Origin of the sequence: Kitasatospora sp. NPDC051705, assembly GCF_044453265.1 — a bacterium.
Taxonomy (GTDB): Bacteria; Actinomycetota; Actinomycetes; order Streptomycetales; family Streptomycetaceae; genus Kitasatospora.
Genome location: NZ_JBITCO010000007.1, coordinates 173914 through 199293 on the forward strand (window position 1 = coordinate 173914; position 25380 = coordinate 199293).

The following is a 25380-nucleotide window of genomic DNA, read 5'->3' on the forward strand; positions in this document are numbered from 1 at the left end:
GCACTGTGCCACGCGTCACTGACATCCGACCCGCCGTCAGACCGTAGGCGTCAGGCCGCGGCCCGGTCGGTCGCCCGGTCGGCGGCGTGGTGCCAGGCGGCGGTGACCGCGGCGTGGGCGGTGGCGGTGGCGGCGGCCGGGTCACCGGTCAGCCGCAGCGGGGCGCCGAGGTGGACGTGCAGGGCCGGGCGGCGGACGGGGGCGGTGGCCAGGCCGGCGAGCTGCTTGAGCGGGCCGCCGGAGGTCAGGCGCCGGGAGCCGGCCTGCCCGAGCGGGACGACGGGCGCACCGGTGGCCGTCGCGAGGCGGGCCAGGCCGCTGCGGAACGGGCGGGGCGGCTGCTCGCCGGAGTCGCGGCGCCGGGGCAGGCCGCCCTCGCCGTAGATCAGCACGATCCGCCCGGCGGCGAGCGCCTCGGCGGCCCGGTCCAGGGCATCGGCCGCGTGCGCGGTGCCGCGGTGGACGGGGATGTGGCCGTCGTGGCGCAGCAGGCGGCCGAGCACCGGAACCCGCCACAGGCCGGCCGTGGCGAGGACCACCGGCCGGGCGCCGAGCCGGTGCAGGGCGGCGAGGACGACGGCCGGGTCGCCGAGCGAGGTGTGGTTGGCGGCGGCGATGCTTCCGGGCGCGAGGTCGGCGTCGGGGTCGCTGGTGATCCGCAGGGGCCCGAAGGCGGGGACGAGCAGGGCGGCGGTACGGCTGAGCATGACGGATCCTGATCCTCCGACGGTCGGATGAGCCGTCCACCAGTGTTCGCCGTCGCGCCCCGGCGCACCTGAGTACGCGTACTCAAACCGGACCCCCGCCGCTCCCTCACCTGCCCGGTGCGGCGGCTTCGAGCTCCTCGACGGTGCCGGACATGACGGTGCGCAGGTGCTGCGTGAGGTGTTCGACCGGCCAGTCCCACCAGGCCAGGGCGAGCAGCCGGGTGACGTCGGTCCGCTGAAGCGGGTGCGGATGAGCCGGGCCGGGTTGCCGCCGACGATGCCGTAGTCGGGGACGTCGTCGACGACGACGGAACCGGAGGCGACGACGGCGCCGTGGCCGATGCGGACCCCGGGCATCACCAGGGCGCCGTGGCCGAGCCAGACGTCGTTGCCGACCACGGTGTCCCCGCGGGTGCTCGCAGCTCCTGCGGTCCGGTGCCCGGGCACCGGCCGGTCCGGCCCGGCGAGGGCGCGCGCCCGGCCGCTCCGCCGGGCGGGGCGCGGTTCAGCCGGGCGGGTCCGCGCAGCGGCGCAGCACGACGCCGCGGCGGAAGCGCACGCCGCCGGGCAGGTCGAAGTGCCCCTGCCGGCCGGCCACCGGGATCCGCTCGACGGCCACCCCGGCCTTGGCGGTGCAGGAGCCCGCCCGCACGGCCACCAGCCGGCCCCCGCGCACCACCGCGATGATCCCGCTGAGGTCGAACTCCACCTCGATGTCCACCGCGAGGGTGCCGACCGACACCCCGTCGACCAGCACCTTGACGCTGGGGTGGTGGACCGAGCGGATCCGGTGGTCCAGCAGTGCCACGACCTCCTCGCTGCCCGGGGCCGCGCAGGTGCTGCGGGCGGCGGCGGTGAGCGCCGCGTGGGTGCGCCAGCCGCCGGCCAGCAGGTCGATCATGTCGAGCCCCAGGAAGCCCTGGACGACGCTGGCGACCTCCTGCTCGGCGGCCCGGGCCAGCGGCCGGCCCAGGCCGGTCAGGGCCTGCAGCGCCCCCTCGCGGTGCAGCGAGTCGGCGAACGGTTCCACCGCCCCCAGGAAGGTCCCCAGGGCGTAGGGGTCGTCCGTCGAGACGGTCGTCACGGGGTGCTCCCTCGGTCGTCGGGCGGTTCCTCGAGGCTCTGCCGGCCCGGGTCCGGGCGCGGTTCCAGTCGGACGACCCGACCCGTCCGGGTGTCCCCGCCCCGCTCGGTCTCGGTCAGCTTCGTCTCCATGTCCCACCGGGCGCCGATCTCGGCCGTCACCCGGCCCGGCGTGCCGGACGTGCCGGAGGGCGTGCCGGACTGTGCGCCGGCCGGGCGGCGCCCGCGGACCAGGTGCCGCAGCGCGAGCGCCGCGAGGGCGGCGGTGGCGAGGGCGGCGCCGAGCACGATCCAGGTCGTGCGGTCCGACCCGGGCTGCGGGACCTGCCGGGCGACGAGGACCGGGACGGTCTGGGTGACGGCGTGGGTGTCCGCGCACTCCACCGTGATGGTGTGCGGGCCCAGGGGTGCGTCCGGCGGGATGGTGGCGCGGGCGTGGACCCGGCCCGAGCCGTCGGCCTGGATCGGGTGCGACCTGGGGCCGCCGTCCCAGGAGAGCACGACCCACGGCGGACCGCCGCCCCGCGGGCAGCCGTCCGTCGGGCCGGACAGGGAGAGCGCGGTGCCGGGGGTCGCGGTGGACGTCCCGTCGGGCTCGCGGGAGGTCGGCCCCGGCGGGGTCGGGGTGACGGGCGGGGTCGGTGCGACGGCCCGGACGCGGACGCGGGCGGTGGCCGCGATGCCCGCCTCCGACCCGCAGGAGGCCCGTACGTCGTGGTCGCCTGCGGCCGCGTCGCGGGGCACGGTGACGGCCGTGGCGAAGCCTCCGCCGCCGTCCGGCCGCCCCTGGTCGGGCAGCGGCGTGCCGTCCCAGGTCAGGGCGGCGGTGTCGCCGGCGGGGCAGGCGAAGCCGGCGCCGGTCACGGTGATGCGCGAGCCGGCCGCGCCCTGCGGCGGATCGGCCGTCAGGGTGGCGGGTGCGACGGTGAGGACGGCGGTCGCGTCGGCCCGGGTGGCCGGCCCCTGGCAGGTGGCCGTCACCGTGTGCGGGCCGGCCCCGGACCCGGGCGGGACCTTGATGGTGCCGGTGGACGGGTTGTCGCCGTCGACCCCGATGGTGGCGAGGACCCCGGCCGGGTCGTCCCAGGTGACCTGGACGATGGTCGGGCGCTTGGTCTTGGAGGTCCGGCAGGCGCCGAACCCGGAGACCGTCACCTGCACCGTTCCGAGCTGCGGTGCGCGGGCCGGGACCAGCCCGAGGGCCGGCTGCCGGGTGCCGGACCCGGTGTCCGAGGGCGACGTCGGGGCCGGGGTCGGGGTCGCAGGCGGGGTCGACGGTGCGGGCGGTGTCGAGGGGGAGGGTGACGGGGTGTCCGCCGGGGCCGCGGGGGCCGCGACCATCGCCCGGGCCGCGACCGCCGACACGGCGGGGAGCGCCGCCGGGGCCGGGACCGCCGCCGGGGCCGGGTAGGCGGCCGGGGCGAGGGCGGCGAGCAGCGCGACGAGGCCGGCCGGCACCACCTTCACCAGCGACTCCGTTCGTCTCCCGGCCCCCGCGGCCCATTCTCGCCGCCGCCCCGCCCGCCCGCAGTGCTCCGCACACGTCCCACCCCCGTTTGCCGCCATCCCGCACTCCCACGGCCCATCCCGGCATCCGGACGGCGCAGCGGCGGGGCGCCCCGCCGCCGCGCGGAGCGGCCCCGGCGGCGGACGGCGGGTGGCGGGGGCCGGGGGAGGAGGGGTGCGGCGGCCCGAGGACGGCCCGAGGACGGCTCCGCGGTGGTCCCGAGGGCGGTCCCACGGTGGTCCGGTGACGGAATCCGGCGAGATTCGGCGAGGGCCCCGGCCCCCGGCCGGGCCACGGATCCGGCGACACTACCGGCTATGGATCTGCTGTCCCTGCGCTACTTCCAGACCGTCGCCCGCCACCAGCACATCAGCCGTGCCGCGGAGGAACTGCGGGTCGCCCAGCCGTCGGTGAGCCGCACCATCATCCGGCTCGAGTCCGAGCTCGGCCTGCCGCTGTTCGACCGCCAGGGCCGGCGGATCCGGCTCAACGAGCACGGCGCCGCGTTCCTGCGCAGGGTCGACCGGGTGCTGACCGAACTCGACGACGCCCGACGGGAGATGACCGACGCCGCCGTCGCCGGACCGGGCCGCCTGGCCGTCGCCGCCGAGACCCTGCCGCAGCTGGCCGGGGCGCTGGCCGCCTTCCGCGCCCACCGCCCCGGGGTGCGGGTGCACCTGTTCCAGGCCCCGGTGGGCGCGATGCGCCGCCATCTGCGCTCCGCCGAGGTCGACTTCGCGCTCGCCTCCCAGCCGCTGGCCGGCCCCGACCTGTGCGCCGTGGAGCTGCTGCGCGAGGAGGTGCTGCTGGCCGTGCCGCCCGGGCACCGGCTGGCCGGCCGCGAGAGCGTCACGGTGGCCGAACTGGCCGACGAGGACTTCGTCAGCACCCGCGCCGGGCACTGGCAACGCGCCCTGCTGGAAAGGCTGTTCGCCCGCGAGGGGCTCACCCCGCAGGTGGTCTGCGAAGGCGACGAGGCGGCCGCCACCTCGGAGCTGGTCCGCGCCGGACTCGGTGTCGGTCTGATGCCCGAGGTGGCCCGGCGCGCCCTCGGCGAGGACGGCCCGGTGGTCTGGCTGCGCCTGGACGCCGCGCACTGCCACCGGACGCTGACCCTGGTGTGGCGCCGGGAGGCCTATCTCTCCCCGGCCGCCCAGGACTTCCGCCGCCTGGCGGTCGAGCACTTCAGACCCGGGGGAGACCCGGCGCCCGGCAGTGGCGGCGGGCCGGACGGGGGCGTCGTGCCGAGCGGGATCCTCATGCCCGAGGAGGCATGAGCACATGCTGCAACAGGTCGTGGAAGGCATGAGCGGGCGGCGTTAGCGTCGAAGGCGCCCACCGGTTCCTCGACCACGAGGGGGAGACACCAACGATGACCCGGCCCCGCACCTCCACGCACACCACGCACACCGCACCCGGCCCGAGCGGCCCGAACAACCCCGACGGACCTGCCGGCCCGAGCGGCCCGGACGCCCCGGGGCAGGCCGCCGGCGGCTACGTCGAGGCCCTCCTCGCCGCCCTGGCCGCCGACCCGCACCGCCCGGCCGTCACCACCGCCGAAGGGCGCGTCGTCACCGCGGCCGACCTGCACGACCAGGTCCACCGCCTCGCCGCCGAACTCGCCGAGCGCGGCGTGCGCCGCGGCGCCACCGTCACCCTGCTCACCGGCAACACCGTCGAGGCCCTCGCCGCCCGCTACGCCGCCAACCTGGCCGGCGCCCGGGTGGTCAGCCTCTACGAGGGCATGAGCTCCTCGACGATGGCCCGCATCATGGCCGGCACGGACTGCTCCCTCCTCCTGGCCGACGGACAACGCCACGACACCGCATGGGACCTGCAGCAGATCCCCGGCGCCCCGCAGCTGCTCTGCCTGGGTCCGGACGGCGCCGCCGAGGACGTCCTCGCCGCGGCCGCCCAGCGCCCCGCCCACCCGTTCGACGGCCCGGCCGGCCCCGACGACGACTGGTGCATCCGCCACACCGGCGGCACCACCGGAATCCCCAAGGGCATCCGCACCACCCACGCCGCCTACCGCCAGGTCCTCGACCAGCCCCTCACCGGCGCCGGCGACCCGCCCCGCTACCTGGCCTGCACCTCGCTCGCCCACCTCGCCGGCATCTTCACCGACCTGACCCTCCACCAGGGCGGCACCGTCGTCCTGCACCACGGCTTCGACCCCGCCGACGTGCTCGCCACCATCGCACGCGAACGCATCACCCACACCTGGCTGCTACCACCGCTGCTCTACCGGCTGCTCGACCACCCCGACCTGCCCCGCACCGACCTGTCCAGCCTGCGCCGCATCACCTACGGCGGCACCGCCGCCTCCCCGGCCAGGCTGCGCCAGGCCGCCCACGCCCTGGGGCCCGTCCTCTACGGCTACTACGGGCAGGCCGAGACCCAGCACATCACCCAGACCCTGCCCGGCGACCAGGAACGCACCGGCCGCGGTGGCCACCTGACGGTCGGCCGGGCCCTGCCCGGCGTGGAGATCGCCGTCCGGGACGCCGACGGCGCCACCCTGCCCGCCGGCGAACCCGGCGAGGTCCAGGTGCGCTCGCCGTACGTGATGACCGGCTACTGGAAGCGGCCCGAGCTGACCGCCGAGGTCCTGCGCGACGGCTGGGTGCACACCGGCGACGTCGGCTACCTCGACGAGGACGGCTACCTCTACGTCGTCGACCGGATCAAGGAGATGATCGTGGTCGTCGGCGGCCACGTCTACCCGGCCGAGGTCGAGGAACTGCTGCTCAGCCACCCGGACGTCGCCCAGTGCGTGGTCTTCGGCGCCCGGGACGCCGACCGGGCCGAGCACGTCCACGCCGCCGTGGTCCCCGCCCCCGGCCGCCGGCCCACCCTGGGCGAGCTGCAGGAGTTCGTCACCACCCGCAGGGGCCGCCTCTACGCCCCGCACGCCCTCCACCTGCTGCCCGCCATCCCCCTCACCGCCGCGGGCAAGCCCGACCGGAACCAGCTGCGCACCCGCCTGCCCGCCGCCTGACCCGGCCCGGACCCGCCGCCCGTCCCCCTCTTCGCATCGGGCGCCCGCACCGCTACTGTTCGGTAACCAAGGCGCCGCGCCCCACCGCGGCGCCGCACCCGAAGGAGCGGCAGTGGCGGAACCGACGGCAGTGACGCACGAGACGGCGTCCCAGACGCCCGCCCGCCTCCTGGGCGCCCTGCTGGTCTCCGCGGGGATCGCCCACTTCGCCGCGCCCCGCCCCTTCGACGCCATCGTGCCGCGGGCCCTGCCCGGCAGCCCCCGGGCGTGGACCTACGCCAGCGGCGCGGCCGAACTCGCCGTCGGCGCCGCCGTCCTCGCCCCGCGCACCAGGTCGGCGGGCGCGCTGGCCGCCGTCGGCCTGTTCGCCGCCGTCTTCCCGGCGAACGTCAAGATGGCCCGCGACTGGCGCCACCGCCCGGCCCCCTGGCGCCACCTGGCGACCGCCCGCCTACCCCTCCAGCTGCCCCTCGCCCTCTGGGCCCTGCACGTCCACCGCACCGCCCGCTGACCGGGCGGTCCCTTTCAAGGGTTGGGCAAGTATGGCCAGGCAGCCCCAGCCGGCATTGGGCGGCTGGGGCGTTCGTCTGACAGGACCGCGCCGGACCAGCATCCTTGGAACCACGTAGAACCTGATCGGCATCGGAGGCAGTCATGGCTCTAGAGTTCCTGGGGATCTACCCGAACACCCCGGACGACGGCTCCCCGACCATCTGGCGGGAGACGGAGACCGGTGACCTGCTCATCCAGTCGTACAAGGCCAGCGAGGACGACATCAAGGCCGCGCAGGAGGTCGGCTCGGTCCCCGGTCACACCACGGACATCCCGGACCACGAGTTCATGATCCGGCTGCCCGCCAACATGATCCAGTTCATCCCCCGGCCCGAGGGCGAGGACAACAGCGGTGGCAACAGCGGTTCGTGAGCAGTTGGCGAAGGCCCGGCGCTCTGCGGTTCACCTGGAGATGCGGGACAGCTACATGCTGGACGACCCGGAATTCATCGCCTGGCAGAATGGCAAGCGGCTCGATCCCGCCGACCGTGAATCCTGGTGGCGATCCTGGCTGGACGTCGTTGCTGAGGCGACCGGCCGAGGGGTCGTCATGCGGCGCCTGCGCGTGGTCTCCGAGCCGGTCACCGACTACATCCGGTACGAGTACGACGTGACGTTCCCGAACGTCGCGGCGGGCGAGGACGTACGGTGGCTGCCGCGTTCCCGCGCTGGTGACCTTCTGCTGCCTGGCCTGGACGGCTGGGTGATGGACGACGAGGTGGTGATCCTCCACCACTTCACGGGCGACGGACAGTGGGCTGAGGCCAAGATGGAGGTCCGGACCGATCCGGAGTTGGCCAAGCGGTACCTGGCGGCCTACGAAGCGGCCTGGGAACGGGCGACTCCCCATGCGGAGTACCGTCCCGCCTGATCGGTAACAGTTCATGGCAGCCTCGGCATCTTCAAGTGTCCAGCGCGCCCGCCAGAACCTCGCTGACAGGCTCGGCGAGATCCAGCGGGACGCTGGGCTGACAGGGCGAGAGTTGGCGGCTGCGTGCGGGTGGTACCCGTCCAAGGTCTCTCGCCTGCTGAACGCCCACACGCCGCCTTCGGAGGACGACATCCGGGCGTGGTGCCGCGCTTGTGGTGCGGAGGAGCGCGCAGCGGATTTGGTGGCGTCCCTGCGGGCCGTGGAAGGCATGTTCATCGAGTGGCGGCGTTTGGAGCGTGCGGGCCTCAAGGCCGCGCAGGAGGCCCGGCTGCCACTGTACGAGCGAACTCGCCGGTTCCGCTCCTACTCGTCGTGGCTGGTCCCCGGACTGATCCAGACGCCGGGGTACACGACGGCGGCGCTTCAGGCGATCCAGCAGCGCCGGGGGCTGGTTGACGACGTTCAGGCGGCGGTCGCTGCCCGCATGGAGCGCCAGCGAGTGTTGTACGAGGGCGATCGCCGGTTCGCCTTCCTGGTCGAGGAGTCGGTCTTGCGCTGCGGGATCGGCGGCAGGGGCGTGATGCGCGACCAGTTGCACCACCTGACCACGGTCGGATCACTCCCCAACGTCAGCCTGGGAGTCGTTCCGATGCGGCCGGACCGGGTGCGCTGGCCGGCCGAGGGGTTCTGGATCTTCGACAACGCCCAGGTCAACGTTGAACTGGTCTCCGGGTATCTCACGATCACCCAACCCGGCGAGATCAAGCTGTACGCCGAGACCTTCGGTGAACTGGCCGAGCTGGCGGTCCATGGTGTCGCTGCCCGAGAGTTGATCGCGTCGGCGACTGCGCTGCTCGGGTGACCTCGTCATCTCGCGTGGAATCCCATAGAACTTCGTGGCCGTGATTTGGTCCCGCTCTCTACGGTTCTGACGACGAATCAGGGTTGGAGACGGGAGCCACGGCCAATGTCGCAGACGACGGATCTACAGGAACCGGTGGAAGCCGACCGCGTTGCCGGCGATTCCGCCCCGGACCGGGTCGGAATCCTGCGGGAATGGCAGCCCTGCACCTGCGGCAGGGACGTGTGTCCGGACGGGGGCGCGTCGTGAGCCTCCGCGAGATCGCCGTCCGCCTGCCCGAGGTGCCGCCGCCGGACACCGATGAGTGCCCGGGGTGCACGTACTTCGACCGGGCCGAGGCGCAGTACCCGCAGGTCGAGCACCCGACGATCGGGCGGATGCTCGCGCGCAATCGTGCCCGGCACGTCGAGGACGGGGAGTGCGCTGCTTCAGGGGTGGCCGGTGAGTGACCAGGACACCCCGGGGGCGCGGCCGGGGCGGGCGGTAGCACCCGGCGGGCATCCGCCTGCCGGGCACGATCAGCAGGGAGGGCCTGACATGGGCAAGCGCGGTGGCGGCACCGGTTCCGGTGACGGCGGCAAGCAGCAGGACGACAGCAACAAGGGCTCCGGGCACGGCGGTGGCGGCTCGGACGAGGGCGGCAACACCTCGGACGGCCAGAACCCGGCGGGCGGTAGGTAGGCGGTGGCCGGAGAGACGCACGAGGAGGCGGGCCCCCGGCGGCTCGCCTCCGCGCTGGTGGCCGGCGGCGCACTCCGACCGGACTGGCTCCCTTCCTTCGAGGCCGTGCCCCGCGAGCGGTTCGTCCCGGACCGCATCTGGCCGGGCATCGCGGACGGCACCCGGCAGAACCCCGTGGTCCACCGCTCGAAGGACCCCGAGGCGTGGCACAGGGCGGTCTACTCGGACATCCCGCTGACCACGCAATGGGACGACGGCGCCCACGAGGGGGACGGCCTCGGGGTCACCCCGAGTTCGTCCAACTCCATGCCCACGATGGTGGTCTCCATGCTCCGGGACCTGGACGTGCGTCCGGGTGACCGGGTGCTGGAGATCGGCACGGGCACCGGGTGGAACGCGGGCCTGCTGGCCCGGCGGCTCGGAGACGCCAACGTGGTGAGCGTCGAGTACGACCCGGACGTCGCCCGGGGTGCCCGGGAGAACCTGAGCCGGGCCGGACTCGCGCCGACCGTGGTCGAGGGCGACGGCCGGGCGGGCTGGCCGCAGGGCGCTCCCTACGATCGCATCATCGCCACGTGCTCCCTGCTGGAGATCCCCGCGGCCTGGCTGGAGCAGTCGGCCCCCGGCGCGGTGATCGTCGCCCCGTTCGGCACCGAGTACGGCGGGGAACAGATCGTGCGGCTGACCGTGAACGGCGACGGTACCCGGGCGGTCGGCCACTTCACCGGCGGGTCCGCATTCATGAGGCTGCGTCAACAGCGCACCGAAAGGCCGCTGTTCGAGGAGTACCTGCACGGGGTGGAGTGGCCGGCCGACGGCGTGAGGAGCACCACGACGCTGTCCCCGTGGGACACCGGCGAGTGGTTCCGGCAGTTCGTCATCGGCCTCGGAGTCCCGGGCGCGTTCTGGCGGGCCGAGCGCTACGACAACGGCGCGTACACGTTGTGGATCCACAGCCGGGACAAGCGGTCCTGGGCGTCCGCCGACCACGAGCACGGCCGCACCGAGTACGAGGTGTACCAATCCGGCCCGCGCCGCCTGTGGGACGAGGTGGAAGCCGTCTACCGTTGGTGGGACGACCGCGGCCGACCCGGACACGAGCGCTTCGGCCTCACCGTCACCCCCGACCGCCACACCGCCTGGCTGGACAGTCCCGACGACCCCGTCCCCACCGGCGGCTGACCGAACCCGCCGCTCCCGGGCACCTCGGAGTCCGCGAGCGGCGGGCGCGCCGGCCGCCGCGCCGGGCCCGGTCACGGCACTGACCGGGGCCGGTGTGCGACCAAGATCATGACGTGCCTATGCTGTCCCGATGTCCGACAGCACCTGCCCGACCCTGCTCTTCGTCATCGGCCCGGCCGCGGTGGGGAAGATGACCGTGGGCGGCGCCATCGCCGAACGCACCGGGTTCAAGCTCTTCCACAACCACCTGACCATCGAGCCGCTGCTGAGGCTGTTCGACTACCAGTCGCCGCAGTTCCAGCGCCTCAACCACGGCTTCCGCGAGCAGATCTTCGCCGAGGCCGCCGCCAGCGACCTGCCGGGCCTGGTGTTCACCCTGGTGTGGGACTTCGACGACCCCGAGGACGCCGCGCTCGTCGAGCGCTACGCGGCCCCGTTCCGCGAGCGCGGCGCGCGGGTGCTGTTCCTGGAGCTCTCCGCCGACCAGGACGTCCGCCTGGAGCGCAACGCGGGTGAGTCCCGGCTGGCGGAGAAGGCCTCCAAGCGCGACCTGGCGTGGTCCAACGACAACCTGGTCGGCATGGACGCCAGGTACCGCCTCAACTCGGTCGACGACTTCGCCCACCTCCCCGGGGCGCACCTGCGGATCGACAACACGCACCTGGAACCGGACGCGGTGGCCGAGCGCGCCGTGCGGCACTTCGGGCTCTGACCCCCACGCCGCGGAGAGCACCGTGCCCCGGCACCGCGCCCCGGCACCGCGCCCCGGATCCGACCCCGGTCCGGGGCGCGGCCGGGGCGCCCGCCCGGTCAGCCGTTGTCGGCCGCCGTGTCCGCGTCCGCCTGGGCCGCGGCGCTCTCCGCGGCGTCGAGCTTGTGCTGCATGTCCTGGACCTGCCCGCTGTCGGCGGCCCCGGCGCCCTTGTCGGCGCCCGCGCCGGAGCCCGAGGGCCCGCAGCCGGTCAGCAGGGCCGTCCCCGCGAGGACGAGGGCGGCCAGCACGGTGGCCGGGCGGCGGGTCACTTGGAGCCGCCCTCGCCGTTGGCGGCGCACCAGGTCGCCACGGACTTGAGGTCGTTCTGACGGGTCTGCAGCGTGGTGACCAGGGCCTTGCGGGCGGTCAGCCGGTCGTTCAGGAGCGTCTCGATCTCGGTGTGGCCGGCGGTCTTGGCGTTGGTGACCCGCTGCTGCAGCCGGGAGACCGAGCCGACCACCGTCGCGTCGCCGCCCAGCCGGGCGAGCGCCTTGGTGACCCGCTCCTCGGTCTTCGGCAGCCGCTTGCAGATGCCCTTGGCGCCGTCGCCGGTGGGCGCCGCCTTGGCGGTCGGGGCACCGGAGGCCGAGGATCCGGAGCCGGCGGCCTGGGCGGGGGCGACGGCCAGCAGCGAGCCGGCCAGCGCGAGGGCGCCGAGGGCGGCGGCCCGGCGGGCGACGGGCATGCGGTTGACGAGCATGGGAGTCCCTTCCTTCTTCCGTTGCGTCCGCGGGCGCGGCGCGCAGCGCGCCGGTCACGGACGAGCGTCCAGACCCGGCGACCCCCCGACGTGCGGCCGGGGGCGCCGGACGACCGGGAGCGTAGGACGGCTTCTTGTGGATTCCCTGTGGAACGCCCACGGCGGCTCGGCGGGCGCCCGAAGCCCGGCGCCCGAAGCCCGGCCGCCGCCGTCGCTCAGTGCTGCTCGCCCGAGATCCAGTCCCGCCGCCCCGGCAGCTCCACGGTCGGTGCCTCGCTGACGGGCAGCGGCAGGCCGACCTCCACCCGGCACCCGGCCCCGTCCGGCGGCGTCGTGATCCGCACGCCGCCCCGGTGCAGCGCCGCCTGCTGGGCGACCAGGGTGAGCCCGAGCCCCGAACCGGGGCTGTCGCGGCGCCGGTGGAAGCGGTGGAAGACCGCCTCCCGCTCGCCCGGCGCGACCCCGGGCCCGGCGTCGTCGACGGTCAGCACCGCGAGCGCGCCGGCCGCCGTCAGGCGGACCGCCACCCGGGCCGGATCCGTGCCGACGCGCCCGTGCACGGCGGCGTTGCCGAGCAGGTTGGCCAGCATGATCCGCAGCCCGGACTCCCACCCGAACACCCGCAGCTCCGCCGGGACGTCCACGGTGAGGACGGCCTCCGGGTGGCGGCGCCGGGCCTCGGCGGCGGCCGCGTCGACGAGGTCCGGCAGGTCGACCCAGCCGAAGGAGTCGGCCTCCACCAGGTCGCCCCGGGCGAGCATGCCGAGCGCGGTCAGCAGGTCCAGCACCCGGGCGTGGTCCTCGCGCAACTCGGCCACCACCTCGGCCCGTTCGCCGGGCGCGAGGTCCGGATGCGCGGCCAGCACGTCCAGGTTGGTGCGCAGGCTCATCAGCGGCGTGCGCAGCTCGTGCGAGGCGGCGGAGGAGAACGAGCGCGCGGTGTCCAGCGCCTGCGCGGTGCGCCGCGCCTGCTCGTCGTAGCGGGAGAGCAACAGGGCCAGGGCGGCACCGAGTTCGTCGACCTCGACGGTGCCGCTGCGCTCCGCGGTGAACTGCGCGCCGACCGGTCCGCCGCCGGCGCCGGGACTCCCATCGGAGGCAGGCCCGTCACCGGCGGCCGGGGGCGCGGCCGGGTCGAGCTGCGCCGCCCGGCGGCTGAGCCTGCGCAGCGGCGCGGTGGCGCGTTCGGCGAGGGCGAAGCCGATCAGGGCGGCGACCGGCGCGGCGACGGCCGCCACCAGCAGCACCCGGCGGCGCACCGCCGCCGTCTGGGTGTCGGCCTGCCCGGCGGGTGCGACCACCCACAGGGTGCCGCTGCCGCCGTTGGCCCCGGTGCCGGAGATCCGGACGGTCAGCACCCGCCAGGCGCCGCCCTGGTCGTGGACGGTGGCCGGGCCGCCCGGGGCGGTGGGGAAGGCCTGCGGGTCGGCGGGCTGCGGGCCGACGGACAGCAGGACGGTGCCGTCCGCGGCGGCGACCCGCACACCCGAGTCCAGGGCGGCGTCCAGGACCTTGCGCTGCTGGTTCTGCTCGACCTTGGGCCGCCCCTTGGTGTCGGCGGCCACCAGGGCGCGCACGCCCGGCAGGACGGCCGCGGCCCGGTCGCCCAGCCGGGTGTCCTGCTGGTGGCGCAGGTCGCGCCCGACCAGCGGCAGCAGGAGCAGTCCGGCCAGCACCACCAGCAGCGGCACCACGGCGGCGGCCCACAGGGCGATCCGGGTGGAGAGCCTCACGGCGGCCGCTACCCGTTCCCGCCGGGCGCGCGCAGCACGAAGCCCACGCCCCGGACGGTGTGGATCAGCCGGGGGCGGCCGCCGGCCTCGGTCTTGCGCCGCAGGTAGCTGACGAAGGTGTCCACGGCGTCGCTGCGGACCTCGAAGTCGTAGCCCCAGACCCGTTCCAGCAGCAGTTCGCGGGAGAGCACCAGCCCGGCGTTCCTGGCCAGCTGGGTGAGCAGCTCGAACTCCCGCCGGGTGAGCCGCAGTTCCTCGCCGTCGAGGAGGGCCTGCCGGGTCCCGGGGTCGATCAGCAGCGGCCCGGCCGCGACCCGGTCGGCGGGCTGCGGCGGGCGGCGGCGCAGCAGGGCGCGCAGCCGCAGCACCAGCTCCTCCAGGGCGAAGGGCTTCACCAGGTAGTCGTCCGCCCCGGCCTGCAGGCCGGCCACCCGGTCGGCGGGCTCGTCCAGGGCCGAGAGCATCAGCACCGGGACGTCGTCGCCGCGGGCGCGCAGTGTGCGGCACACCTCGGCGCCGCTGATGCCGGGCATCGACACGTCGAGCACCAGGACGTCCGGTGCGGCCGGCTGCATCGCGGCGAGCGCGCTCTCGCCGTCCTCGGCCAGCGCGACGGTGAACCCGCTCAGCCGCAGGCCGCGCTCCAGGGTGCGCCGGATCGCCGCGTCGTCGTCCACCACCAGGACCCGGCCGCCGCTCCCGGCCCCGCCGCCGGCGCCGACCGCCGCGCCGCTCCCGCTCCCGTCCATCGCCCTCTCCTCGCCTTCGGGCCGCCGACTCTCTCACACGACCCGTGGGCCGCGGCAGCGGGGGAGGGGCGCCGCCGCGCGCACCTGGACGGCCCGTGGAGCCCTTCCCGTCCGTCCGGGAGGCGATCGGAGCCGGGTTCCGGGGAAATTCCGGCGGCCGGCCCGGGGCGAGGGAGAAACGGCCCCCGGATTCATTGTTGGAAATGCCGTGACACGCCCCCCGGGAATTCTCGTCCGGCGCGCGGCCTCGCCCGGCGTGCACGCCTTCCGGCCCCGCCACCGAAGCGGCTGTTCTCCTGAACTATCTTCCCGGCACAGTGTCTTGGCGGCCCCGAGGGGAGAAATCATGACCACCGTGATGGAAGCGTCCCGATTCCTCCTCTTCGGCGGAATGGCCGGTGCCGGAAGCTACGGCGTCACGAAGACCCCGCCCGAAGGCGGCAGCCACACCATCATGCTCGCGATATCCGTCATCACCTGCCTCGTGGGAGTCATCGGCCTGATCGCCACCCTCTCCGGAAACTGATTCCGGCCCGCCTCCACCGGGCAGGGGAGCGGTGCGGGGGAGCGGGCACGCGGAGGGGGCGGGGCATGGGGCGGACGATGGCGCGGGCGGCGGCGGCCGTACTGGCGACGGCGTTCCTGGCGGCGGCGGTGTCACTGGCCTGGTGGGCGGCCGCGGACCGGATGGCGGCGGCCATGGGCCTGGGGCCCGCGGACGGCGTGGTGCTGGTGGAACGCTGCTACGACGCGTACGACAGCGAGGGGGACAACGACGGCACCGACTGCGCCGGCCGCTTCACGCCCGCCGGAGCCCCACCGGCGCAGGCCCGCCCGATCCTGGTGAGGGGCGCCACCGACAAGCACCCGGCCGGTGCCCGGCTCACGGTGCGCCTGGTGGGCGGCGTGGCCTACGAGCCCTCGTCCTCGCCCGCGGTGAAGGCGGGCATCGTGGCGGCCGTGATCCTCGCGCTGGGCGCGGCCCCCGCGGGCTGGCTGCTGGTCGGCGCCTGGCGCGGCAGGGCCCCGGACGGCGGAGCGCTGGTGGTCAGCCTCTTCGTCGGGCTCGGCGCCGTGGCGGTCCTGGGCATCGCCGTCGGGCTGGTCGCGGGGCTCGTCGAACTGGTGCTCTGAGGGGCCGCCCCCAGGGCCCGCCACCGAGAAGGAAATCACCCTATTCACTGCTTCGGGTGATTTCTGCACTTCGATGTATTTCGCGCCGATTATGATCCACTCCCTGTGACGCAACGTCAGAACACCCCAGCACCCCGGAATACCGCCGACGTCGTCATCCTCGGCGCCGGGCCCGCCGGACTCCTCCTCGCCAACCTCCTCCACCGCAACGGCGTCGACTGCGCCGTCCTGGAACGCGCCACCCGCGCCCACGTCCAGGCCCGCGCCCGCGCCGGCTTCCTCGCCGCCACCACCGTGCGCACCCTGGAACGCCACGGCCTCGCCGACGGCCTGCACCGGCGCGGCCACCGGCACGGCACCTGCGAGTTCCGCACCGAAGACGGCCGCTTCCGCCTCGACTACGCCACCCTCGGCCGCGGCGACCAGCACACCGTCTACCCGCAACAGGACCTCGTCACCGACCTGCTCACCCACTACCTCGACGCCGGCGGCCGCATCCACTTCGAGACCGAGGCCCTCGCCGTCCCCGACCCGCACAGCACCCGCCCCACCGTCACCGTGCGCGACGCCGACGGCCGCCCCGACCACTGGCAGGCCCGCTACGTCGCCGGCTGCGACGGCCGCCACGGCGCCGCCCGCCGCTCCCTGCCCCCCGGCACCGTCCGCCACCACCGCGACCACGGCGTCTCCTGGCTCGGCCTGCTCGCCCAGGCCCCGCCCAGCCTCGACGCCGTCGGCTACGCCCTGCACCCCCACGGCTTCGCCGGCCACATGGCCCGCACCCCCCACGTCACCCGCTACTACCTGCAGTACGAGCGCGGCACCCCCGCCGACGCCTGGACCGAGGACCGCATCTGGCACGAACTCGACACCCGGATGCGCACCGACGACCACGGCCCCCTGCACCACGGCCCGATCGCCCACCGCACCGTCGTCGACCTGGAATCCGACGTCGTCCAGCCACTGCGCCACGGCTCGCTCCTGCTGGCCGGCGACGCCGCCAGCCTGATCAGCCCCTCCGCCGCCAAGGGCGCCAACCTCGCCGTCCTGGAAGCCGAACTCCTCGCCCACGCCCTCACCGACACCCTCGCCCACGGCGACCGCGGCGCCCTCGACCGCTACTCGGCCCAGGCCCTGACCCACATCTGGCGCGCCCAGGACTTCTCCCTCTGGATGATCCGGCTGCTGCACGCCGAACCCGGCCAACCGCACGGCGAATCGTTCTTCCACGAATCCCTGCGCCGCTCCCGCCTCGCATCGCTGCGCACCTCCCGCACCCACCAGGACTGGTTCGCCGAGAACTACGTCGGCGTCTGAACCGCCCGCCCGTCCCCCCCCAAGACCGCCGCACCCCCGCACCCGCACCCCTGCACCCCGCACCTGCACCGAGGACACCCCGCCATGACGACGACACCCCCCGACGACGAGACCCGCCTGCGCCAGGCCGCCGCCTTCGTCAGGGAACAGGACACCGCCGCCCTGCTCCCGCTCCTGCTCCCCGGCCTCGACGGCCCCGAACTGTGGGCCCTGGCCGCCCACTGCCGCCTCGCCCACGCCGCCCTGCTCGTCTTCCCGCCCGACCGGCCCACCCTGCACGCCCAACTCGCCGCCTGCGGCATGGCCTTCGACACGCCCCCGATCCCCAGCGTCGTCGTCCGCGACCGCCTCGCCCGACGCCACCACCACGACCCCGCCGCACTCGACGTCAGGATCCTGCGCCCCGCCGTGCTCGGCCCCGGCCGGGAACCCCGCGAGGTCGAGGTCTTCGCCCTGACCGTCCCGCCCGGCTCCCCGCTGACCCGCATCGCCGCCCACGAACGCGCCCACCAGCACGAGGCCCACCTCGCCCTCGAGGTCGAACACCCCGACCCGCTGGTCCTGCGCGGCCTGTGCGCACTCCTCGCCCGGCACGACGCCACCCCCGACGGCGGCGGCTACAACCCCCACGAGGACGCCACCGTCCTCTACTTCACCACCCCCACCGACGCCAAGGCCGCCTACCGCCGCCTCGAACTCCACGTCCGCGGCGAACACCCCGACATCCTCGCCACCCACCTCGCCCGCCACCACGCCCACCAGCCCGCCGAAACCCTCCTGCACCTGCTCACCGGCGCCTGGACCACCCAGGCCCTCGCCGTCTGCGCCCGCCTCGGCCTCGCCGACGCCCTGAACCCCCGCACCGCCACCACCACCGCCACCCTCGCCCGGCACACCGGCACCCACCCCGACACCCTCGACGCCCTCCTGCACTACCTCGCCATGCTCGACGTCGTCACCCCCGACGGCGACGGCTTCCGCCTCACCGGCCTCGGCGCCCTGCTGCGCACCGACACCCCGGACTCGATGCGGGCACTGGCCCTGATGTACGGCGGCCCCTTCTACCAGTCCTTCGCCGCACTGGAACACACCGTGCGCACCGGCGATGCCGCCTTCGACCACCTCTTCGGCGAGAACCACTTCGACCACTTCGCCCGGGACCCGGAACTCGCCGACCTCTTCGACCGGTCCATGGCCGCGAGCTCCCGCATGTTCGAACCCGTCCCCGCCCACCCGGCCGTCACCGCCGTCGGCCGCTCACCCGCCCCCAGGACCGTCGTCGACATCGCCGGCGGCAACGGCGAACTCCTCGGACGCATCCTGACCGCCCACCCCCACCTGCACGGCGTCCTCCTCGAACGCCCCCACGTCGTCGAGGCCGCCCGCCACGCCCTCGACGCGGCCGGCTGCGGCGACCGCTGCACCTACCGCTGCGGCGACTTCGCCGACGTCCCCGCGGGCGCCGACCTCTACCTGCTCTCCCGCGTCCTGCACGACTGGGACGACGCGCGCTGCCGCGAGATCCTGCGCCACTGCGCCCGCGCCATGCCCGCCCACGCCGACCTGCTCATCGTCGAACGCGTCCTGCCCGCCGACGCCTCCACCTCCCTGGCCACCGCCTGGGACCTCCACATGCGGTGCAACACCGGCGGCCGCGAACGCCGCGCCGACCACTACGCCCGCCTGCTCGCCGACGCCGGCCTCGAACTCCTCGACCGCACCCCCCTGCCCCTCGGCGCCACCCTCCTGCACGCCCGCAGGGCCACCCTCCCCAGCCCCACCCGCCCACCCCACCCCACCCCGGCCACCACCGTCGGGCCCTCCTGACGTCCAGCCGGGTCAGGCGGGGTCGAAGGGGGTGTCGCTCCAGCGGAACCAGGCGCGGGTGTCCCGGACGTGCAGGAGGAACTCCGGGACGGGGCCCGACGGGGACACCAGGGAGAGGGAGGCGGCGATGCGGTCGTAGCAGTCGTCGAAGCGCTCGAACTGCTCGGCCTCCAGCAGGTCGAGGCACTCGTCGAACCACGGCCGCACCCGCGCGAACGCCTCCGTCGGGACGAAACGACCGTGCAGCCACGGGAAGTCGGCGTCGTCGACCACGATCCCGCCGAGCGGCTCCCCGCCCTGCACCAACCGCCAGACCCCGCCCACGTACCCCATAGCGCCCCCGTCCCCGCAGCCCCGTGGACCGCACCCTCCCACGCGCCACCGACAACCGACGGGCCCCGGCGGACGGAAAAGGCGGTGCCGGGGCCACCCGGTCAGCTGCAGAATCAGCCCATGGTGGACATGCAGGCGTTGCGGGACGCGGTGGCGGGCTGGGCGGCGGGCGGCCCCGGTGAACCCGCGCGGGAACTGGCCGGGCTGCTGGGAGTGCGGACCGCCGTGCTGCTGGAGGGGCCCAGCGACCTCGCGGCCGTCGACGCGCTGGCCGCGCTCACCGGCCGGGACCTGCCCGCCGAGGGGGTGTGCGTCCAGCCGATGGGCGGGGCGATGAGCGTGGGCCGCTACGCCGCCCTGCTCGGCCCGTCGGGACTGGGGCTGCGCCTGGTCGGCCTCTGCGACGAGGGCGAACAGCGCTTCTACGACCGCGCCCTCGACCGGGCCGGCGCCGCGCCCCACCGGGCGGTCTTCGTCTGCGCGGCGGACCTGGAGGACGAACTCATCCGCGCCCTGGGTGTGGCCGGGGTCGAGGAGGTCCTGCGCGCGGAGGGCGACCTCCCGGCCTGGCAGACCTTCGTGCGCCAGCCCGCGCAGCGCGACCGCCCCCCGCAGGACCGGCTGCGCCGCTTCCTCGGCACGAAGAAGGGCCGCAAGATCCGCTACGGCGGCCTCCTCGCCGGCGCCCTCGCCCCCGACCGGGTGCCCGCCCCGCTCGCCGCGCTGCTCGCGAGCCTGTGAGCCGCGCCGGGCCGGCCGGCACCGGCTGGCCGGAAACGACTCCCCGGAAACGGCTGTCCGGAAACGGCGGGGCCGTCCGCCGTTTCCGGATAGCGCCCGCCCGGCCGCCCGCGGTCCACTGGGGGCGATCTCGCGGTGGCCACCCCACGGGCCATCGCGAGCAGCCTGCGCCGGGAACGGGGAACGGGAACGGGTGACCGGGGGAGCGGTCCCCGGCCCCGCCGGGAAAACCGCAGGTGAGTGTCGGTGGGCCGTTGTATGGTGCGGACCCTGACGATCTTTCATCCTGCACGCTTACGGGGGTCCCCTTGAACCGCAACTCCACCGCGCGCCGCGGCGCGTTCCTGCTCGCCACGACCGGGCTCGTCACCGCCGGCCTGCTGGGCGGCACCGCCCAGGCGATACCCAACTCCGGCTCGCTCTGGGTCGGTTACGGCAAGGCGAACGCGTACGCCAGCGTCAAGTGCGTCCAGCAGACGTCCAACTCCCTGCACTACCAGACCGGGTACAAGGAGATCGCGGTGGACGGCCGGTTCGGCCCGGACACCTACGGCGCGATCGTGGCCATCCAGAAGTGGGCCTCGCTGGAGCAGGACGGCGTCGTCGGCCCGCGGACCGGCGACGTCATGGTCGAGTCCACCAAGGACTCCTTCGGCTGCTACCGCTCCCTGCCGACCCTGCGCTAGCCAGCGGCCCCTGACCGGTAGCCGGTAGCCGGCCGGACGCACGCGCGGCCGCCCCGGGCCCGGAGTGCCACTCCGGGCCCGGGGCGGCCGTCGGCCGCGGGCGGCGCCTACGCGCTGTAGACGCCGACCTCGTGCAGCGAGTACCCCCACTGGGTGCCGCGCTGCACCCCGTGGACGCGGACGTAGCGGGCCGGCACACCGGCGAAGCGGGCGGTCTCCAGGCCGCCGCCCCCGGTGGCGGTGGACCACGCCGTGCGCCAGGTGCTGCCGTCGGTGGAGACCTCGATCCGGTAGGCCCGCCCGTAGGCGCGTTCCCAGTCCAGCGTGACCCGCCCGACCAGGGTGGTGGCACCGAGGTCGACCTGGACCCACTGGTCGTCGCTCCACTCGCTGGCCCAGCGGGTGCCGGTGTCGCCGTCCACGGCCCGGCCGGGCGCGTAGCTGACGAACGGGTTCCACCACTCGGTGGTGCTGGCCGTCGCCGGGTGGCCGGCGGCCAGGTTCACGGAGGACCGGTGCTGCTCCGAGGCCCCCCAGGTGGTGAGGTAGGACTCGGCGCCGCGGAACAGGTCGTCCAGCACGTCCTGGCCGCCGACCTGCCGGATGTCCTCCAGCCAGTCCGGGACGAGGCCGTAGTGCGCGGCGCCGTCGGTGTTGATGTCCCAGGTGCGCGAGCCGGTGGTCTGGCGGTCGATGAGGGAGCCGCCGTCCTGGCTGCGGAACGGGTAGTGCACCGGGTTGGCGGTGTCCGCCCCGCGCGGCCCGGGCCAGCCGCCGACGCCGTTCATGTCGGTGCCGTAGCCGTAGCCCACGTGGTACTTGTCGCGCAGCGCGTCGGTGCGCTTGGCCTCCGCGCTGAACGCCTCGGCGCCGTTCATGTACTGGGCGACGAAGCCGCCGAGCTTGTAGACCCGCTCGATCCAGTCGAGGTCCATCCAGCTGTGCGAGGAGATCACGCCCGGGTAGGACTCGGACTCCAGGATGGAGAACGAGCGGTCGGCCGCCTTGACGCTCATGTGGTCGACCTCGAGCATCATCTTGCGTTTCATCAGCCCGCGCACCGCGTACTCGCCGAGCTCGGTGAGCCCGCGGCTGTTGCACTGCGCGTCGCCGGCGTAGGAGGGCACCGCGACCCCGGCGGGGAGCTGCTGCTGCACCGCGGGCGTGGGGGCGAGCCCGATCGGGTTGTCGTGCTGCGGCCCGGCGCACTTCTCGGTCTTCCAGAAGGTGCCGGTGGAGAGGAACTGGCCGACGTTGATGGCCGTCCCGAGCGCGCCCTCGTCGAAGCGCACCCCGCACAGCGCGTTGTCGAACTTGTGGCAGAGGAACATGCTGCGCACGCCCAGCCCGTACAGCTCGTCCAGGCCGCGGTCGATGTCGGCCTTGCTGCACTGGGCGACGTCGAGGATCTGCTTGCAGCCGAAGGGCTCGGAGGTCTCCACGCCGAGGACGACGGCGAGTTTGCCCTGCTTGACGACCTCGCGGGCCTGTGCGCTGTCGGTGACGATGCGGAACCAGCCCTTGCCGGGCCCGCCGTACATCGAGTCGACGTAGGCCTGCAGGTCGTACGTCTTCTGCGCTTGGAGGCGGATGGAGGTCATCTCGTCGCAGCTGCGGTCCTTGAAGAAGTAGACCGAGCAGATGACCCCGTTGGTGACGAGGTCGTTGACCAGGACGCGCTGGCCGCCGCGCCAGGCCCGTTCGATCCACGCGTAGTAGTTCTGCTGGTGGGTGAGCGAGTCGTGGGCCGGCCAGTCCTTGAAGGTGGGCCAGCCGACCGGGTCGTGCTTGCCGTCGCCGCCCTTGGTGATGAGGTCGAAGATGGCGAGCGAGCCGTCGGGGTAGTGCTCGGGGCAGTCCTGCAGGGCGTCCGCGATGCCCGCTTCGGAGAAGGACTTGCCGCAGATGAGGCGGCCGCCGAACGCCTCGTTGGCCATGATGTGGTCGTGGGCGTCGACGAAGCCGCGCACCCGGCCCTGGTCGTCGGTGCCGCGGAAGGGCTCACCGGTGACGTTGATCTGGGAGTCGGGCGAGGGCCGCGCGGTCGGGTTCCACCAGCCGTCCGTGCCGGGTGCGGCGGGCGCCGGTGCGGCGAGCACCATGGCGGCCAGGGTCAGGAGGGCGGCCAGGAGCGCGGCTAATCCGCGTCTGCCGTGAGGAAGTCGGTGCAAGGGGTCACCACCCGTGTCCGAGGTGAGGGGGTGGCGCGGACGGGCACCGGGCACCGTCCGGGACGTGCGGACCGGCCCGTCCGGGCCGGATGTCATGAACCGCGCACTCGGTTGTGACGAGAATCGCCACTGTTGGACTGGTAGTCAATAGCCGTGCCCGGACTGGGCTCCCGGGTGCTCCGGGACTCGGCCCGGACTCGACTCCCGGACGTCCCGGCGGCCGCCGCGGCCTCCGAGCCCCGTGAGGCCTGTGGCTACCGCGGCCCGCCGGGCCCGGCCAGGTGTCGCAGCAGCGAGGTCACCGTGCGCTCGTCCAGGCCGGCGGCCCGCCCGGCGGGGCCGAAGAACGCCGCGTCGACCTCCTCGACGGCGACGACGGCGGTGCGGGCCAGTTCCGTGCCGCGCGCCGTGATCCGCAGCCGGCGGGCCCGGGTGTCCCGCGGGTCGGTCTCCCGGTCCAGCAGCCCCTTCGCCTCCAGCTTGCGGACCAGCTGGGAGGTCATCTTCACGTCGGTGCCCGCCTGGCTGGCCAGCTCCTGCTGGTTGGGCACCTCACCGCGCCCGTTGAGCCACCAGGCGCAGGCCAGCAGCACGAACTGGGCGTGGGTCAGGTCGAACGGCGCCAGCGCGGCCGCGATCTCGCGCTGCCAGCGCAGCGTGGCGTGCCAGAGCCAGAAGCCCGGGCTGTCGGGCCCGCCGTCCGCGGCGGGTGCGGCCTCGCTCACCGGGCGCCGCCGCCCGTGGCGCCGCCCGTGCCGGCGCCGGCACCGGCGGCGAGGTCGACGGCCCGGGCGAGCAGGGCGGCCATCGCCTGCGGGAAGTCCTCGGTGATGGCGGGCCCCAGCTCCGGGCCCACCCGGTCGGCCTGCGGGCCGGAGATCTCCAGCCGGTGCACCACCCGGGTGCCGCCGTCGCCCCGGGGGCTCAGGGTGTGGCTGAACCGCAGGACGACGCCCTCGAACTCGGTCTCGTCGGCGTAGCGGACGCCGTCCTGGATGTCGGTGATCACCGAGACGATCGGCTCCTGGCCGGTGGGCGTCATCGACACCTTGCCGCCGACCTCGAACGCCCCCAGCAGGGAGACCGCCTCCATCGAGGTGTCCCAGCGGGCCCAGTCGTCGATGTCCTTCAGGACCGCCCAGACCGCCTCCGGCGCCGCGGTCGTCTCACCGGTGTACTCGTGGTTCCACATGGTGGTGCCCCTCTCCCCGTTCCCGATTTGCTCTACGCGCAGACTATCTCCGCGACGACTTTCTTTCAAGGGGTCGATCCAAGGGGTCGAGGAGCCCGGCCGAAAGCCCCCGCCCCCGGCGCCCGTCCACCGTGGACGGACGCCGGGAGCAGGGGCTCATCGACCTGGACCGGGGGCCGGAGCGGGTGCCGTCAGCGCACGGACTGCGCCACGCGCTGGGACGGGACGCCCGCCCGCGCGCCCGCCGCCGGGGCGGCCCCGGCGGCGGGCGCGGCCGGTGCGGCGCCCAGGGCGGTGCCGCGGGTCTCCTCGGCCCACAGCACGCACACCAGCAGGCCCAGGGCCGTCGTCCCGGCCGCGATCAGCATGGTCGGGCCGGTGCCGAGCCCGGTCAGGGACAGCGGCAGCAGGTAGGTGCCGACGGCCGCGCCGATCCGGCTCACCGAGGTGGCGACGCCGACGGCGGTGGCCCGGATCTCGGTGGGGAACAGCTCGTTGGGGTAGGTCCAGTCGAGCACGTTCGGCCCGCCGCACAGGAAGGCGTAGGCGCACAGCGCGGTCAGCGCGACCGCGGCGGGGGCGGTGGGCCACACGCCCAGCAGGGCGAGCGGGACGGTCATCAGGGCGAACGACCAGATGATCACCGGCCGCCGGCCCCGGGTGTCGATCAGGCGCAGCGCCGGGTAGCAGCCGAGCAGGAAGACCAGGCTGATCAGGCCGGTGCCCAGGGTGTCCATCACCGTGCCGCCCGGCATGCCGAAGGACGAGAGGATCTGCGGGCCGAAGGTGAGCATCGCGAAGAGCGGGCCGACCTGGCAGAGGAAGAACAGGCCGCAGAACAGGGTGCGGCGCCGGTAGGGCGGGGTCATCAGCAGGCGCAGCCCGCCGGGCCGGGCGACCTGCGCGGGGTCGGGCATCAGCTCCCGGCCGTCGACCCGCACCCCGAGGTGCCGCTCGACGACGCGCACGGCGTCACCGACCCGCCCGTTGGCGGCCAGCCAGCGCGGGGACTCCGGCGAGCCGCGGCGGATCACCAGGAAGACGACGCACAGCACGGTGGAGCTGGCCAGCATCCAGCGCCAGCTGCCCGGGCCGGCCAGGCGCAGGAAGGCGTAGCCCGTCACGTAGGCGAGGACGGAGCCCGCGTACCAGGCGACGATCTGCTGACCGAGCAGCCGCCCGCGGTGCTTGGCCGGCAGCCACTCGGCGAGCAGCGAGGTCGCGATGGGGTAGTCGGCGGCCACGGCCATGCCGAGCACGAAGCGCAGCAGGGCGATCGCCCACACCGTGTCCACCCAGAAGGAGAGCACCGAGCAGACGACCATGACGAGCAGGTCGGCGGTGTACATCACCTCCCGGCCGATGCGGTCGGTCAGCACGCCGAAGAGCGCGCCGCCGACGAACATGCCGACCAGGGCGGCGGCGCCGATCAGGCTGACCTCGGCGGTGGAGAGGCCGAGCTCGGGGCGCATCCCGATGAGGGCGACGCCGACGATGCTCAGGATGTAGCCGTCGAGCAGCGGTCCACCGGAGCAGGCCAGGGCCAGTCTGCGGTGGAAGGCGGTATACGGGGCGTTGTCGATGGTGCTGGACATGG

28 protein-coding genes and 1 pseudogene are annotated in these 25380 nt (G+C 74.8%); 16 read left to right on the plus strand and 13 right to left on the minus strand.

Translation table 11 applies throughout. The features are described 5' to 3' along the window. Positions 1-50: 50 nt before the first annotated feature. The 4 genes and pseudogenes from ACIA8Q_RS12125 to ACIA8Q_RS12140 form a co-directional block, all read right to left on the minus strand. On the minus strand, positions 51-707 hold the full coding sequence (locus tag ACIA8Q_RS12125) for a lysophospholipid acyltransferase family protein (RefSeq protein WP_396317101.1): 657 nt from the start codon (positions 705-707) through the stop codon (positions 51-53). Between the two features lie 106 nt (positions 708-813). Further along, positions 814-1118: pseudogene (locus ACIA8Q_RS12130) on the minus strand (antibiotic acetyltransferase); the annotation flags it as partial. Positions 1119-1212: 94 nt separating this feature from the next. Then, positions 1213-1791 carry a hypothetical protein gene (locus tag ACIA8Q_RS12135; RefSeq protein ID WP_360210488.1) on the minus strand — a complete coding sequence of 193 codons (579 nt, stop codon included), beginning with the start codon at positions 1789-1791 and terminating at the stop codon, positions 1213-1215. After that, complete coding sequence (locus ACIA8Q_RS12140; protein WP_396317102.1) at positions 1788-3257, minus strand: hypothetical protein; 1470 nt, start codon at positions 3255-3257, stop codon at positions 1788-1790. The genes ACIA8Q_RS12135 and ACIA8Q_RS12140 overlap by 4 nt, the downstream gene beginning before the upstream one ends. A gap of 357 nt (positions 3258-3614) precedes the next feature. Between ACIA8Q_RS12140 and ACIA8Q_RS12145 the strand changes: the two genes are divergently transcribed. The 10 genes from ACIA8Q_RS12145 to ACIA8Q_RS12190 all read left to right on the plus strand — a co-directional run bounded on the left by ACIA8Q_RS12145 (position 3615) and on the right by ACIA8Q_RS12190 (position 11158). Continuing rightward, positions 3615-4574, plus strand: a complete 960-nt coding sequence (locus ACIA8Q_RS12145; protein ID WP_396317103.1) for a LysR family transcriptional regulator — start codon at positions 3615-3617, stop codon at positions 4572-4574. 95 nt (positions 4575-4669) lie between these two features. Continuing rightward, positions 4670-6298 (plus strand): class I adenylate-forming enzyme family protein, encoded by a 1629-nt coding sequence (locus ACIA8Q_RS12150; protein WP_396317104.1) that lies wholly within the window; start codon positions 4670-4672, stop codon positions 6296-6298. Positions 6299-6410: 112 nt separating this feature from the next. Beyond that, positions 6411-6809 carry a MauE/DoxX family redox-associated membrane protein gene (locus ACIA8Q_RS12155; protein ID WP_360210480.1) on the plus strand — a complete coding sequence of 133 codons (399 nt, stop codon included), beginning with the start codon at positions 6411-6413 and terminating at the stop codon, positions 6807-6809. A 143-nt stretch (positions 6810-6952) separates the two neighbouring features. Beyond that, positions 6953-7222, plus strand: a complete 270-nt coding sequence (locus tag ACIA8Q_RS12160) for a hypothetical protein (protein ID WP_387902509.1) — start codon at positions 6953-6955, stop codon at positions 7220-7222. Continuing rightward, a complete protein-coding gene (locus ACIA8Q_RS12165; RefSeq protein WP_387902506.1) occupies positions 7203-7721 on the plus strand; it encodes a DUF6879 family protein in 519 nt (172 codons plus the stop codon). The genes ACIA8Q_RS12160 and ACIA8Q_RS12165 overlap by 20 nt, the downstream gene beginning before the upstream one ends. A gap of 13 nt (positions 7722-7734) precedes the next feature. Further along, positions 7735-8583 carry a helix-turn-helix domain-containing protein gene (locus ACIA8Q_RS12170; protein ID WP_396317105.1) on the plus strand — a complete coding sequence of 283 codons (849 nt, stop codon included), beginning with the start codon at positions 7735-7737 and terminating at the stop codon, positions 8581-8583. Between the two features lie 245 nt (positions 8584-8828). Continuing rightward, a complete protein-coding gene (locus ACIA8Q_RS12175; protein WP_387902500.1) occupies positions 8829-9032 on the plus strand; it encodes a hypothetical protein in 204 nt (67 codons plus the stop codon). 88 nt (positions 9033-9120) lie between these two features. Beyond that, the gene (locus ACIA8Q_RS12180; protein ID WP_396317106.1) at positions 9121-9264 is read left to right on the plus strand and encodes a hypothetical protein; all 144 of its coding nucleotides are present in this window, start codon (positions 9121-9123) and stop codon (positions 9262-9264) included. Positions 9265-9267: 3 nt separating this feature from the next. Further along, a complete protein-coding gene (locus ACIA8Q_RS12185; RefSeq protein WP_396317107.1) occupies positions 9268-10446 on the plus strand; it encodes a methyltransferase domain-containing protein in 1179 nt (392 codons plus the stop codon). A 130-nt stretch (positions 10447-10576) separates the two neighbouring features. Beyond that, positions 10577-11158, plus strand: coding sequence for an AAA family ATPase (locus ACIA8Q_RS12190; RefSeq protein ID WP_360210468.1), 582 nt, complete (start codon positions 10577-10579; stop codon positions 11156-11158). 98 nt (positions 11159-11256) lie between these two features. On the opposite strand, the gene ACIA8Q_RS12195 is transcribed toward ACIA8Q_RS12190, so the two are convergent. From ACIA8Q_RS12195 to ACIA8Q_RS12210, 4 genes are all read right to left on the minus strand, one after another. Continuing rightward, positions 11257-11469: a hypothetical protein gene (locus ACIA8Q_RS12195; RefSeq protein WP_360210466.1), complete on the minus strand. Its 213-nt coding sequence runs from the start codon at positions 11467-11469 to the stop codon at positions 11257-11259. Continuing rightward, the gene (locus tag ACIA8Q_RS12200) at positions 11466-11900 is read right to left on the minus strand and encodes a hypothetical protein (protein WP_360210464.1); all 435 of its coding nucleotides are present in this window, start codon (positions 11898-11900) and stop codon (positions 11466-11468) included. The genes ACIA8Q_RS12195 and ACIA8Q_RS12200 overlap by 4 nt, the downstream gene beginning before the upstream one ends. Before the next feature lie 215 nt (positions 11901-12115). Then, complete coding sequence (locus ACIA8Q_RS12205) at positions 12116-13633, minus strand: HAMP domain-containing sensor histidine kinase (RefSeq protein ID WP_360210462.1); 1518 nt, start codon at positions 13631-13633, stop codon at positions 12116-12118. An 8-nt stretch (positions 13634-13641) separates the two neighbouring features. After that, the gene (locus tag ACIA8Q_RS12210; RefSeq protein ID WP_360210460.1) at positions 13642-14382 is read right to left on the minus strand and encodes a response regulator transcription factor; all 741 of its coding nucleotides are present in this window, start codon (positions 14380-14382) and stop codon (positions 13642-13644) included. Positions 14383-14728: 346 nt separating this feature from the next. Between ACIA8Q_RS12210 and ACIA8Q_RS12215 the strand changes: the two genes are divergently transcribed. The 4 genes from ACIA8Q_RS12215 to ACIA8Q_RS12230 all read left to right on the plus strand — a co-directional run bounded on the left by ACIA8Q_RS12215 (position 14729) and on the right by ACIA8Q_RS12230 (position 18660). Further along, on the plus strand, positions 14729-14908 hold the full coding sequence (locus ACIA8Q_RS12215; RefSeq protein WP_360210458.1) for a hypothetical protein: 180 nt from the start codon (positions 14729-14731) through the stop codon (positions 14906-14908). Positions 14909-14973: 65 nt separating this feature from the next. After that, positions 14974-15516 carry a hypothetical protein gene (locus ACIA8Q_RS12220; protein ID WP_396317108.1) on the plus strand — a complete coding sequence of 181 codons (543 nt, stop codon included), beginning with the start codon at positions 14974-14976 and terminating at the stop codon, positions 15514-15516. 105 nt (positions 15517-15621) lie between these two features. Beyond that, positions 15622-16833 (plus strand): 4-hydroxybenzoate 3-monooxygenase, encoded by a 1212-nt coding sequence (locus ACIA8Q_RS12225; RefSeq protein ID WP_360210454.1) that lies wholly within the window; start codon positions 15622-15624, stop codon positions 16831-16833. 84 nt (positions 16834-16917) lie between these two features. Next, positions 16918-18660, plus strand: coding sequence for a methyltransferase (locus ACIA8Q_RS12230; RefSeq protein WP_396317109.1), 1743 nt, complete (start codon positions 16918-16920; stop codon positions 18658-18660). Between the two features lie 12 nt (positions 18661-18672). Here ACIA8Q_RS12230 and ACIA8Q_RS12235 read toward each other — a convergent pair whose 3' ends face one another. Further along, entirely contained in the window at positions 18673-18993 is a 321-nt protein-coding gene (locus ACIA8Q_RS12235) for a hypothetical protein (RefSeq protein WP_360210450.1), read from the minus strand. A 120-nt stretch (positions 18994-19113) separates the two neighbouring features. Between ACIA8Q_RS12235 and ACIA8Q_RS12240 the strand changes: the two genes are divergently transcribed. Beyond that, complete coding sequence (locus ACIA8Q_RS12240) at positions 19114-19734, plus strand: TOPRIM nucleotidyl transferase/hydrolase domain-containing protein (RefSeq protein ID WP_360210448.1); 621 nt, start codon at positions 19114-19116, stop codon at positions 19732-19734. 308 nt (positions 19735-20042) lie between these two features. Then, positions 20043-20420: a peptidoglycan-binding domain-containing protein gene (locus ACIA8Q_RS12245; protein WP_360210446.1), complete on the plus strand. Its 378-nt coding sequence runs from the start codon at positions 20043-20045 to the stop codon at positions 20418-20420. Between the two features lie 107 nt (positions 20421-20527). Here ACIA8Q_RS12245 and ACIA8Q_RS12250 read toward each other — a convergent pair whose 3' ends face one another. From ACIA8Q_RS12250 to ACIA8Q_RS12265, 4 genes are all read right to left on the minus strand, one after another. Next, complete coding sequence (locus tag ACIA8Q_RS12250) at positions 20528-22522, minus strand: discoidin domain-containing protein (RefSeq protein ID WP_396317172.1); 1995 nt, start codon at positions 22520-22522, stop codon at positions 20528-20530. A gap of 323 nt (positions 22523-22845) precedes the next feature. Further along, positions 22846-23316, minus strand: a complete 471-nt coding sequence (locus ACIA8Q_RS12255; RefSeq protein WP_360210444.1) for a MarR family transcriptional regulator — start codon at positions 23314-23316, stop codon at positions 22846-22848. Beyond that, positions 23313-23783: an SRPBCC family protein gene (locus tag ACIA8Q_RS12260; RefSeq protein WP_360210442.1), complete on the minus strand. Its 471-nt coding sequence runs from the start codon at positions 23781-23783 to the stop codon at positions 23313-23315. The genes ACIA8Q_RS12255 and ACIA8Q_RS12260 overlap by 4 nt, the downstream gene beginning before the upstream one ends. A 191-nt stretch (positions 23784-23974) precedes the next feature. Next, complete coding sequence (locus ACIA8Q_RS12265) at positions 23975-25378, minus strand: MFS transporter (RefSeq protein WP_360210440.1); 1404 nt, start codon at positions 25376-25378, stop codon at positions 23975-23977. Positions 25379-25380 lie beyond the last annotated feature (2 nt).